10 protein-coding genes and 1 pseudogene are annotated in these 12,724 nt (G+C 41.5%); 8 read left to right on the top strand and 3 right to left on the bottom strand.

From position 1 onward, the window contains the following. Positions 1-8: 8 nt before the first annotated feature. The 8 genes from rpoC (at position 9) to recA (ending at position 9,580) form a co-directional block, all read left to right on the top strand. Positions 9-3,674, top strand: a complete 3,666-nt coding sequence (gene rpoC / locus FOA33_RS01370; RefSeq protein ID WP_221160390.1) for a DNA-directed RNA polymerase subunit beta' — start codon at positions 9-11, stop codon at positions 3,672-3,674. Between the two features lie 108 nt (positions 3,675-3,782). After that, positions 3,783-4,202, top strand: a complete 420-nt coding sequence (ndk, locus tag FOA33_RS01375; protein WP_221160391.1) for a nucleoside-diphosphate kinase — start codon at positions 3,783-3,785, stop codon at positions 4,200-4,202. Between the two features lie 136 nt (positions 4,203-4,338). Continuing rightward, the gene (locus FOA33_RS01380) at positions 4,339-4,962 is read left to right on the top strand and encodes a hypothetical protein (RefSeq protein ID WP_221160392.1); all 624 of its coding nucleotides are present in this window, start codon (positions 4,339-4,341) and stop codon (positions 4,960-4,962) included. An 85-nt stretch (positions 4,963-5,047) separates the two neighbouring features. Continuing rightward, positions 5,048-5,491 (top strand): tRNA (adenosine(37)-N6)-threonylcarbamoyltransferase complex ATPase subunit type 1 TsaE, encoded by a 444-nt coding sequence (gene tsaE, locus FOA33_RS01385; RefSeq protein ID WP_221160393.1) that lies wholly within the window; start codon positions 5,048-5,050, stop codon positions 5,489-5,491. Then, positions 5,481-6,002: a GNAT family N-acetyltransferase gene (locus tag FOA33_RS01390; protein ID WP_221161278.1), complete on the top strand. Its 522-nt coding sequence runs from the start codon at positions 5,481-5,483 to the stop codon at positions 6,000-6,002. Before tsaE ends, FOA33_RS01390 begins: the two co-directional genes overlap by 11 nt. A gap of 4 nt (positions 6,003-6,006) precedes the next feature. Continuing rightward, positions 6,007-7,047, top strand: coding sequence for a glycopolymer--peptidoglycan transferase LytR (gene lytR / locus FOA33_RS01395; RefSeq protein WP_221160394.1), 1,041 nt, complete (start codon positions 6,007-6,009; stop codon positions 7,045-7,047). A gap of 73 nt (positions 7,048-7,120) precedes the next feature. Further along, a complete protein-coding gene (locus FOA33_RS01400; protein WP_221160395.1) occupies positions 7,121-8,377 on the top strand; it encodes a competence/damage-inducible protein A in 1,257 nt (418 codons plus the stop codon). 54 nt (positions 8,378-8,431) lie between these two features. Next, a complete protein-coding gene (gene recA, locus FOA33_RS01405) occupies positions 8,432-9,580 on the top strand; it encodes a recombinase RecA (protein ID WP_084868956.1) in 1,149 nt (382 codons plus the stop codon). 42 nt (positions 9,581-9,622) lie between these two features. On the opposite strand, the pseudogene FOA33_RS01410 reads toward recA, so the two are convergent. The 3 genes and pseudogenes from FOA33_RS01410 to FOA33_RS01420 form a co-directional block, all read right to left on the bottom strand. Next, positions 9,623-10,929, bottom strand: a pseudogene (locus FOA33_RS01410) (transposase). Positions 10,930-11,374: 445 nt separating this feature from the next. After that, positions 11,375-11,980: a DUF998 domain-containing protein gene (locus FOA33_RS01415; RefSeq protein WP_221160396.1), complete on the bottom strand. Its 606-nt coding sequence runs from the start codon at positions 11,978-11,980 to the stop codon at positions 11,375-11,377. A gap of 77 nt (positions 11,981-12,057) precedes the next feature. Next, a complete protein-coding gene (locus FOA33_RS01420; protein WP_221160397.1) occupies positions 12,058-12,723 on the bottom strand; it encodes a CPBP family intramembrane glutamic endopeptidase in 666 nt (221 codons plus the stop codon). Position 12,724 lies beyond the last annotated feature (1 nt).

Consider the following 12,724-nt stretch of genomic DNA (forward strand, 5'->3'; position numbering starts at 1 on the left):
AAGAAATAGTGGTTGATGTAAATCGTTTTAAAAGTATGCAAATCACCCTAGCTTCTCCAAGCAAAGTCCGTTCATGGTCTTATGGAGAAGTCAAAAAACCTGAAACAATCAATTACCGTACCTTGAAACCAGAACGTGAAGGACTCTTTGACGAAGTCATCTTCGGTCCTACTAAAGACTGGGAATGTGCTTGTGGTAAGTACAAACGCATTCGTTACAGAGGGATTGTTTGTGACCGTTGTGGGGTTGAAGTAACGCGTACAAAAGTTCGTCGTGAGCGTATGGGGCACATCGAGTTGAAAGCTCCTGTATCTCACATCTGGTATTTCAAGGGGATTCCAAGCCGTATGGGCTTGACCCTTGATATGAGCCCTCGTGCCCTCGAGGAAGTTATCTACTTTGCGGCTTATGTGGTGATTGATCCTAAGGATACACCACTTGAGCACAAGTCTATCATGACAGAGCGCGAATACCGTGAGCGCTTGCGTGAGTATGGCTATGGATCATTCGTTGCCAAGATGGGTGCCGAAGCCATCCAAGACCTGTTGAAACAAGTAGATCTTGAAAAAGAAATTGCTGAACTCAAAGAAGAGTTGAAAACAGCTACTGGACAAAAACGTGTCAAAGCTATCCGTCGTTTGGATGTTTTGGATGCCTTTTACAAGTCTGGGAACAAACCTGAATGGATGGTTCTCAACATCCTTCCAGTTATTCCACCAGATCTCCGTCCAATGTTGCAGTTGGATGGTGGCCGTTTTGCCTCATCTGACTTGAATGACCTTTACCGTCGTGTGATTAACCGTAACAACCGTTTGGCTCGTTTGCTTGAGTTGAATGCACCAGGTATCATCGTTCAAAATGAGAAGCGTATGCTTCAAGAAGCGGTTGACGCTTTAATTGATAATGGCCGTCGTGGTCGTCCAATCACAGGACCAGGTAGCCGTCCATTGAAATCATTGAGCCACATGCTTAAAGGTAAACAAGGACGCTTCCGTCAAAACTTGCTCGGTAAACGTGTTGACTTCTCAGGACGTTCCGTTATCGCCGTTGGTCCAACTCTTAAGATGTACCAATGTGGTGTGCCACGTGAAATGGCGATTGAGCTCTTTAAACCATTTGTTATGCGTGAAATCGTTGCGCGTGATATCGTACAAAACGTCAAAGCAGCTAAACGCTTGGTAGAACGCGGAGATGAGCGTATCTGGGATATCCTCGAAGAAGTAATCAAAGAACACCCAGTGCTTTTGAACCGCGCACCGACCCTTCACCGTTTGGGTATCCAAGCCTTCGAGCCTGTCTTGATTGATGGTAAGGCCCTTCGCTTGCACCCACTTGTCTGTGAAGCCTACAATGCCGACTTTGACGGGGACCAAATGGCCATCCACGTACCGCTTTCAGAAGAAGCTCAAGCAGAAGCTCGTATCCTCATGCTTGCTGCTGAGCACATCTTGAACCCGAAAGATGGTAAACCAGTTGTTACTCCATCTCAGGACATGGTTTTGGGTAACTACTACTTGACTATGGAAGAAGCTGGTCGTGAAGGTGAAGGAATGGTCTTCAAGGATCGTGACGAAGCTGTCATGGCTTATCGCAATGGTTATGTTCACCTCCACTCACGTGTTGGTATCGCGACAGACAGCCTCAACAAACCATGGACAGAAGAGCAAAAACACAAGGTCTTGCTGACAACAGTTGGTAAAATCCTCTTCAACGACATCATGCCAGAGGGTCTACCTTACTTGCAAGAGCCAAATAATGCGAACTTGACAGAAGGGCTTCCAGCTAAATACTTCTTGCCACTAGGTGGCGATATCAAGGAAGCCATTCGCAACCTTGAACTCAATCCTCCATTCAAGAAGAAAAACCTTGGAAATATCATCGCTGAGATTTTCAAACGTTTCCGTACAACAGAAACCTCTGCATTCTTGGACCGATTGAAAGACTTAGGTTACCATCATTCAACACTTGCTGGATTGACAGTGGGGATTGCTGATATCCCAGTGGTTGAAGACAAGGCTGAAATCATTGAAGAATCTCATAAGCGTGTAGAACAAATCACAAAACAGTTCCGTCGTGGTTTGATCACTGATGATGAACGTTACAATGCCGTTACAGCTGAATGGCGTGCAGCTCGTGAGAAATTGGAAAAACGCTTGATCGATAATCAAGATCCGAAGAACCCAATCGTTATGATGATGGACTCAGGAGCCCGTGGTAACATCTCGAACTTCTCACAACTTGCCGGTATGCGTGGTCTGATGGCCGCTCCGAACGGACGTATCATGGAATTGCCAATCCTTTCAAACTTCCGCGAAGGTTTGTCAGTACTCGAAATGTTCTTCTCAACTCACGGTGCGCGTAAAGGTATGACCGATACGGCCCTTAAGACAGCCGACTCAGGTTACTTGACTCGTCGTTTGGTTGACGTTGCCCAAGACGTTATCATCCGTGAGGACGACTGTGGAACAGACCGTGGTCTCTTAATCCGCTCTATCGCAGAAGGAAAAGAGATGATCGAGTCTCTCGAAGAACGTCTCAATGGTCGTTATACTAAGAAAACTGTTAAACACCCAGAAACTGGCGAAGTCATCATTGGTCCAAATGAGTTAATCACAGAAGACAAGGCGCGCGAGATTGTCAATGCTGGTGTGGAAGAAGTGACTATCCGTTCCGTATTTACATGTAACACTCGTCATGGTGTCTGCCGTCACTGTTACGGTATCAACTTGGCGACTGGTGATGCGGTTGAAGTTGGTGAAGCAGTTGGTACAATCGCTGCCCAATCTATCGGGGAACCTGGTACACAACTTACAATGCGTACCTTCCACACGGGTGGGGTTGCCTCAAATACCGATATCACTCAAGGTCTTCCTCGTGTCCAAGAAATCTTTGAAGCCCGCAATCCAAAAGGGGAAGCGGTTATTACAGAGGTCAAGGGACAAGTTACAGCTATCGAAGAAGACGCATCAACTCGTACTAAGAAAGTCTTTGTTAAGGGTGAAACTGGCGAAGGTGAATATGTCGTTCCGTTTACAGCACGTATGCGTGTTGAAGTTGGAGACCAAGTTTCTCGTGGTGCAGCATTGACAGAGGGTTCTATCCAACCAAAACATCTCCTTGCTGTTCGTGATGTCTTGTCAGTTGAAACTTACCTTCTCGGTGAAGTCCAAAAAGTTTACCGTAGCCAAGGGGTAGAAATCGGAGACAAACACATCGAGGTTATGGTTCGTCAAATGATCCGTAAAGTCCGTGTCATGGATCCAGGTGATACAGATCTTCTCATGGGTACCCTTTTAGACATCAACGATTTTACAGATGCGAACAAAGAAGTCCTTATCGCCGGTGGAGTTCCAGCGACTGGTCGCCCAGTCCTTATGGGAATCACCAAAGCTTCACTTGAAACAAACAGTTTCTTGTCAGCGGCTTCCTTCCAGGAAACAACTCGTGTCCTTACAGATGCAGCCATCCGCGGTAAGAAAGACCATCTCCTTGGACTCAAGGAAAATGTTATCATCGGTAAGATCATCCCAGCAGGTACTGGTATGGCTCGCTACCGTAACCTTGAACCACAGGCAATCAATGACGCAGAATATCTGGCTCCTGAACAAGAAGAGACAGAACTTGCTCCAGTAGATGAAACGGTGGAAATCCAATCTGAAGAAACTGTAGAATAAAAGCAAATAAGAGAACCTTCGGGTTCTCTTTGCTTTGTTTCAGAAAATTTTCCCACTTTTCCATAAAGTGTGGTAGAATAGAAGAACTAAAATGACAAGGGGATTTATATGGAACAAACATTCTTTATCATTAAGCCAGATGGTGTGAAGAGAGGTCTAGTTGGCGAGGTTTTGAAAAGAATTGAGCGACGTGGTTTCAAACTCGAAAAATTAGAGTTACGTTCAACCGTTTCAGAAGATTTGATTGACCAACACTATCGCGACTTGGTTGAAAAAAGTTTTTATCCTCCTATCCGTCAATTTATGACCTCAGGTCCAATAATTGTGGGAATCATTTCAGGACCAAAGGTAATTGAAAGCTGGCGTGACATGATGGGGGCCACTCGTCCAGAAGAGGCTCTACCAGGAACTATCCGGGGAGATTTTGCTAAGGCAGCAGGAGAAAATCAAGCCATTCAAAACGTGGTACATGGATCAGATTCAGAAGAGTCAGCTAAACGAGAAATCGCCCTCTGGTTTAGGGATTAGATTAGAAGAGAACAGTTCTGTGAATGACGGAACTGTTTTTTGTACCGTTCAGCGTCCTAATGTGACATTTTGGAAGTCATTTATCATTTTCTAATCCTGCCAGAGTATAATTTCTTATATGGAGGAAGAAAAGGAAATGATGAAATCAATTCGTGTTTTATTATTATTAGCTGTCGCTCAAATTTTATTTGGAAGTTGTTTATTGTGGAAGGAATCATTTTTATCCTTAAGAGAAGAAAATGTCTATTTTTTAATTCTCATAGTGGGAGTTTCTGGTTTTTGTGCTGGGATTAATTACTTCCATACTTTGGGTCAGAAAAGTCATAGTATTTTGCATTCTGCAGAGAAAGTGAAGCTTATCCATAATCTTCTTTTAATCATCAATCTTTTAGCCAGCTGTTTCATTTTATCAGAAAGTATCCAAGTTGGTACTGAGCTTCAGCAGGATCTAGTTGACCTCTTTTTGCCTTCATTCTTTTTCTTGCTGGGAGTAGATCTATGGATTTTCTTACCTTTTGATAAATATATTCGGGATATGGACAACCATCTCAACAAGAAGAGAACGGTTGTGATTTCCGTTTTAGGCACGATTATTTTCTTGAGAAATCCCGTAACGATCTCCTCCATTCTCCTTTATATCGGTCTCGGTTTTTTATGTGCGCGTTTCCTCTTTCCAAAATCCGTGCAAAGGGAAATTTCATTTTACGGACATGTGATTCGCGATGTTTTATTTGTTATTTGTATTTTTACCTTTTTCTGAGAAAGGCAAGGAGAACTATAAATTTAGCATAGTAAGTCTATAAAGAAAATTCACACAAAAGGAAACTTTTTGGTATAATAGTAACATGTACACAAAAAATGAAGAAGAGCTTCTAGCTCTCGGAGAAAGATTAGGTCATTTGCTCCAAAAAGACGATGTTCTGATTTTGACGGGAGAGTTGGGTGCGGGTAAAACAACCTTTACAAAAGGTATTGCCAAGGGTTTGGATATCCGTCAGATGATTAAAAGTCCAACTTATACTATCGTGAGAGAGTATGAAGGGCGTCTGCCGCTTTACCATTTGGATGTCTACCGTATCGAAGGAGATGCTGATTCTATTGACTTGGATGAGTTTCTCTTTGGTGGCGGTGTGACCGTTATTGAGTGGGGGCATCTTTTGGGTGAGGATTTACCAGATTCCTATTTGGAATTGGAAATTTTGAAAGAAGCTGAGGGTCGTTGTCTTCATTTTACGGCTCATGGCCCTCGGGCTGAACAACTCATCAAGGAGCTTCATGATGGAGTATGAGTTGTGCATTCGTGAGGCAGAGACTTCAGATGCTACAGCTTTGATTGCATTTTTAGATTGTGTCGGTCAAGAGACAGACTTCACTAGCCTAGATGAAAATGGTATCATGATGACAGCGTCTGAAATGGCTCTTTTTATCGAAAAACAAGCTGCATCGGAGAATCAAATTACTCTCCTCGCCTTACTGAATGATGAGATTGCAGGTATCTTAAATATCACAGCGGATCAACATTTAAGAGTTCGGCATATTGGAGATGTTTTTCTAGCAGTTCGCAAGAAATTTTGGAACCAAGGCTTGGCTACAATACTCCTAGAAGAAGGCATCGAGTGGGCTAAAGCCAGTGGTGTCTTGCGCCGCTTGCAACTCAGTGTACAAAAACGAAACGAGGCTGCTATCCACCTCTATTCAAAAATGGGATTTATCATAGAAGGCTTGCAAGAAAGAGGAGCCTATTTAGCAGAAGGGATATTTTTAGATGTTTGTCTGATGGGCAAATTGATAGATGAATAACAAGATGATCAAAAAATTAATTGGAATGGTGCTAGGTTTCCTGGCCGTAACAGTTGTAGGTGTAGGAATTTATGCCTACACAATCTATCAGCAGGGGACTGCAACCCTGAGTCAAAAAACTTACAAAAAAATTGGTGAAGAAACCAACGTTATAGAAGCAACTGAGCCTTTAACGATTCTCCTAATGGGGGTAGATACGGGAAATTCGGAACGTACAGATCCGTGGGCAGGAAATAGTGATTCTATGATACTCCTGACGGTTAATCCCAAAACAAAGAAAACCACTATGATGAGTTTGGAACGGGATATTCTGACTAAGATCGAGAATGGAAATGGTCAAGTTCAGGAAGCCAAACTCAATGCGGCCTATGCTAATGGTGGTGCGGAACTTGCAATTTCTACTATTCAAAAGATGATGAATATCCACATTGACCGCTATGTGATGGTTAACATGCAGGGACTTCAGCAATTGGTGGATGCAGTTGGTGGGATCACCGTCAACAATACACTTGGTTTTCCAATTTCTATCACTGACCAAGAAGAGTTTAATAAGATTTCCATTGGTGTTGGGGAACAAAACTTGAATGGTGAGGAAGCCTTGGTGTATTCACGGATGCGTTACCAAGATCCTGAAGGAGACTATGGGCGTCAAAAACGTCAACGTGAAGTCATTCAAAAAATCGTAGAGAAGGTTTTGAGTCTGAACAGTGTGAGTCATTATCAAGGGATTTTAAAAGCTTTGAGTGACAACATGCAGACCAATGTGGACTTATCAGCTAAGAGCATTCCACAATTGCTCGGCTATCAAGATTCTTTTAAGAATATCGAAACGCATCAATTGCGTGGGGAAGATGCTGAGATACAAGGGATTTCTTATCAGATTGTCACTTCAGAACATATGCTCGAAATGCAAAATCTCTTGCGTAGTTCACTAGGTAAAGAGCCAGTGACAGAATTGGAAACCAATGCGGTACTGTACGAAACAGCCTTTGGTCGGACAGCACCTTCGACCAGTACTAACGCTTCAAACGAAGAGGTAGAATAAAACAAAGAATCAAATCGTAGGAAATTTCCTGCGATTTTTTCAAAAAAATTCGAATAGATAAATAGGAGGAAAAATGAAAGCAGAAATTATTGCTGTCGGAACAGAAATTTTAACAGGGCAGATCGTCAATACCAATGCTCAGTTTTTATCAGAGAAACTAGCCGAAATCGGGGTAGATGTTTATTTTCAAACAGCTGTCGGAGACAATGAAGCTCGTCTTTTGTCCTTGCTTGAGATTGCGAGTCAACGTAGTAATCTTGTGATCTTGACAGGGGGCTTGGGACCAACCGAGGATGATTTGACCAAACAAACTCTGGCTAAATTTTTGGGAAAAAATCTAGAGTTTAATCCTCAAGCGCAGGAAAAACTAGATATCTTTTTTGCCCAAAGGCCAGACTATGCGCGAACACCAAATAATGAGCGGCAAGCCCAAATTGTAGAAGGGGCGACCCCACTACCAAATGAGACTGGTTTAGCAGTAGGAGGGGTGTCGGAAGTAGATGGCGTGACCTACGTAGTCCTTCCAGGACCACCTAGTGAATTGAAACCTATGGTCTTAAATCAACTCTTACCCAAGTTAATGACTGGTACCAAGTTATACTCACGAGTGCTTCGTTTCTTTGGGATTGGTGAGAGTCAGTTGGTGACTATTTTGGCGGATTTGATTGACCATCAAACAGATCCGACCTTGGCGCCTTATGCCAAGACGGGAGAAGTGACCTTGCGCTTGTCCACAAAAGCAGTCAGTCAAGAAAAGGCTGATCGAGTGCTGGATATCCTAGAAAATCAAATCTTGAATCGCCAGACTTTCGATGGACATTCACTGCGAGACATCTGTTATGGATATGGGGAAGAAACCAGCCTAGCAAGTGTCGTTGTAGAAGAGCTAAAGAAGAGACAGAAAAGCATTACTGCAGCAGAGAGTTTGACGGCAGGCCTCTTTCAGGCTACTTTAGCAGACTTTTCAGGTGTGTCAGCTATCTTTAATGGAGGATTTGTCACCTACAGTCTAGAGGAAAAGTCCAAGATGCTGGATATTTCTGAGCAAGAGCTAAAAGAACACGGAGTCGTTTCTGAGTTTACGGCTCGAAAAATGGCAGAGCAGGCACGACTCAAGACTCAGTCTGACTACGGAGTCAGTTTGACGGGTGTGGCAGGGCCAGATAGCTTAGAGGGGCATCCAGCTGGGACAGTCTTTATAGGATTGGCACAGGAGCAAGGAACTGAGGTCATCAAAGTTAATATTGGAGGCAGAAGTCGAGCAGATGTACGTCACATCGCGGTTATGCATGCCTTTAACCTAGTTCGCAAGGCTTTATTAAGTGACTAACTTTTGATATAATAGTAAATAGGTCTAAGGACCAGTAGAATATAGGAGAACAGAATGGCGAAAAAACCAAAAAAATTAGATGAAATTTCAAAAAAGTTTGGAGCTGATCGTGAAAAAGCCTTGAACGATGCTCTTAAATTGATTGAGAAAGACTTTGGTAAAGGCTCAATCATGCGTTTGGGCGAGCGTGCGGAGCAAAAAGTGCAAGTCATGAGTTCAGGGTCCTTGGCTCTTGACATTGCTCTTGGTTCAGGTGGTTATCCTAAGGGACGCATCATCGAAATTTATGGACCAGAGTCTTCTGGTAAGACAACGGTTGCCCTTCACGCTGTCGCGCAAGCACAGAAAGAAGGTGGTATTGCAGCCTTTATTGATGCGGAACATGCTCTTGACCCAGCCTATGCTGCAGCCCTTGGTGTGAATATTGATGAGCTGCTCTTGTCACAACCAGACTCAGGAGAGCAAGGTCTTGAAATTGCAGGAAAACTGATTGACTCAGGTGCAGTTGACCTCGTCGTTATCGACTCGGTTGCGGCCCTTGTACCTCGTGCGGAAATTGATGGGGATATTGGAGATAGCCACGTTGGTTTGCAGGCTCGTATGATGAGCCAGGCCATGCGTAAACTTGGTGCTTCTATCAATAAAACCAAAACAATTGCCATCTTTATCAACCAGTTGCGTGAAAAAGTTGGAGTCATGTTTGGAAATCCAGAAACAACACCTGGTGGACGTGCTCTGAAATTCTACGCTTCGGTCCGTTTGGATGTTCGTGGAAGCACACAAATCAAAGGAACTGGTGACCAAAAAGATACCAATGTCGGTAAGGAAACCAAGATCAAGGTCGTGAAAAATAAAGTAGCTCCACCGTTTAAGGAAGCTTTCGTTGAAATCATGTACGGAGAAGGGATTTCTAAGACTGGTGAGCTCTTGAAGATCGCAAGTGATCTCGATATTATCCAAAAAGCGGGAGCATGGTACTCTTACAAGGGTGAAAAAATCGGACAAGGATCTGAAAATGCTAAGAAATATTTGGCAGATCACCCAGAGATTTTTGATGAGATTGACCATCAGGTTCGTGTTCAATACGGTTTGATTGAAGATGAAGAGGGAACCACTCCTACCTCTGTCGCAGAAGATTTGGCACCTAACCAAGAAGTGACGCTTGACCTAGGCGATGGACTTGAAATCGAAATTGAAGATTAAAGATAAAACGGCTCTTTGTCAACTGTAGTGGGTTGAAATCAGTTAAGATCGAGAAAGGACGAATTTCGTCCTTTCTTTTTTGATGTTGAGAGCGATGAGAATTCTAGTTTTAAAGTTGTCAAAGTTCCGAAAGCCAAAAGCGTTTCGTTTGATGAGTTTAATGAGATTATTAGTCGCTTCCAATTTTGCGTTGGAATAAGGTAACTGAAGGGCATTGACGATTTTCTCCTTGTCCTTGAGAAAGATTTTAAAGACAGTCTGAAAAAGAGGATGGATCTGCTTTAGATTGTCCTCAATGAGTCCGAAAAATTTCTCGGGTTCCTTATTCTGAAAGTGAAAAAGCAAGAGCTGATAGAGATTATAGTGGTGTTTCAAGTCTTCTGAATAGCTCAAAAGCTTGTCTAGAATTTCTTTATTCGTCAAGTGCATACGAAAAGTAGGGCGATAAAATCGTTTATCGCTGAGTTTACGGCTATCCTGTTGAATGAGTTTCCAGTAACGTTTGATAGCCTTATATTCATGAGATTTTCGCTCAAACTGATTCATGATTTGGACACGCACACGACTCATAGCACGGCTAAGATGTTGGACAATGTGAAAACGATCTAGAACGATTTTAGCGTTTGGGAGTGAAACGGTCTAGGAGACTGTTTCAGCCTGAGCTTAGAAATTCGAAAGCGAAGCTGTTTAGCTAAGGCATAGTAGGGACTAAACATATCCATCGTAATGATTTTCACCTGACAGCGAACAGCTTGCTCGTAGCGAAGAAAGTGATTTCGGATGATAGTTTGTGTCCTACCTTCAAGGACAGTGATGATGTCGAGCTTTTCAAAATCTTGCGCAATGAAACTCATCCTTTCCTTAGTGAAGGTATACTCATTTCAAGACATAATCTCTGGAAGACGAGAAAAATCATGCTTAAAACGGAAGTCATTAAGCTTGCGAATAACAGTTGAAGTTGAAATAGACAGCTGATGAGCAATATCGGTCATAGAAGTCTTTTCAATCAACTTTTGAGCAATCTTTTGATTGATCATACGAGGGATTTGATGATCTTTCTTGGCGAGGGAAGTCTCAGAGACTATCACTTTCGAACAATGATAGCACTTGAAACGGCGTTTTCTAAGGAGAATTTTGGTAAGCATACCAGTTGTTTCAAGGTAAGGAATTTTAGACGATTTTTGAAAGTCATATTTCTTCATTTGGGTTCCGCAATCAGGACAAGATGGGGCGTCGTAGTCCAGTTTAGCGATGATTTTCTTGTGAGTATCCTTATTGATGATGTCTAGAATTTGGATATTAGGGTCTTTAATATCGAGTAGGTTTGTGACAAAATGTAATGATTTTATAAGATTCTTTCTAATGAGTTGTTTAGTCGCTTTTCATTATAGGTCATATGGGACTTTTTTCTACCTTGAATATACAATATAAGTGCACAAATAAAAACTCATAAGATTTTCTAGTAAAATAAGATTTTCTAGTAAAATATGTAGAATTGCCGTTTATATTTCCTGCCAATTACTGACATAGTATAACCAAAGCCTGTCTCTTTTGGAGAAATACCCGTCGGAACACAAGTATCTTGTTCATTCAGCATAGTTTTCTCTTTCTAATAAATGATCTGTATCTCAATTAGTAACCACACTTATAGTTAGTTGTAAAAGTATCTCAATTGTAGTAAGCAACTTCCGCCCTTTTCGCTTTACTATCTTATCGTATAAGTCAAGCAGTTCTTTATTAAGAACCTCATATATAATAAAGAATACACTAAACGGCTATAACGAAATCCATAATCTATTTTTGTTGAAATAGTATTATACAAAAAATCAGAATATAAATATTGCTTGCGTACAGAAAAATGCGTTCTAATAACCCAAAGAAGGGTTTTAAAAAAGGTAAAATAAGTGCGGCGACCAATCCATATAAACCAATCTTTATCAGCCATTCTATTGCCAAGAAGAAAACAGCTAACGAAGGTACTAATGCACTCATTACATCGGTCAATTGAAAAAGAAAAATGGCCAAGACGGTAAACTGTAAAATAGCAAATAGCAAGTGCAAGCGGCCGCTGATTGTTTTGCGGCTTCCTTCAATATCTGTTGGAAAAACCATAATTCCGAAATAGCCCACCAAGGCCAGTACCAATAACCAAATAGCTTTTTCTTTAAAGGCAGTCTCATAGTTCCAACAGATAAGAGCACCTATCAAGAAAATATTACGGAATGTACTGACAATTCCTGCCCAGTTAAAAAGATATTTATACTCCCCTACACCGTAGTCACTGACAGCATGTCTGACTGGACTGTAGATACCCTTATTTTTTATATGCAAGTCTAACATTAAATAGAAATAGACTAAAATACAAAGGATGACTAAAAAACTAAAACAGCTGGTCAACATATAAAAGAACCTTCTTCCTTAATAAATATAGAATTCAAAGCAGATGAAACAACCTCGGTTTAGGCATAGTCCCGTCTTTATATCAGCAAAAATATACTGGTATTATTGCTGATATGCACAGCAGATGAAAAAAGGAGATTATCTGTTTTGTAATAAGTATAAGCAAAGACAATACCTGACATAAAATGAGGTAAAACGCCTAACAATTCATTGGCTGTAAAATGATTGACATGAATCATGGCAAAACAAAGACTGGATAAAAAAATCGCCACTCCCACAGAGCAATATTTTTTAAAAAAATTTAGCAAAATATAACGATAGATAATTTCTTCAACAAAAGGTCCTAAGATACCTAAAACCAAGATTAGCAGAGGTACAGGAAACAAATTCATTGCCGATCCAATATTGGTATCGTTAGTTAAGTTTGCCTGGTCAATGTTAAAAAATGAATAGCCTAACTGAGCTAAAAAACTGCCTGCTATCGTAAAGAGGGTCATCGCTAAAAAAACAAGCAGTGTAATCCCCAAACTTTTCAGCTTATGCTGTTTTATCCACAACAAATTTTCCTTTAACCGATAGCGCAACACATAGAGCCCAAATAAAGCTAGGAAAATATAAGCCAGCAGCGGGATAATCATCCTAAGTGACTGATTTCCATATGAAAAATGTATAAAATGCGGAATTACAAAAAGAAGAAAATAAATACCCGCAATTAAGGCTAATCCTCTTGTTTCTTTCGTCATT

It is taken from the genome of Streptococcus cristatus (assembly GCF_019685515.1).
Classification (GTDB): Bacteria; Bacillota; Bacilli; order Lactobacillales; family Streptococcaceae; genus Streptococcus.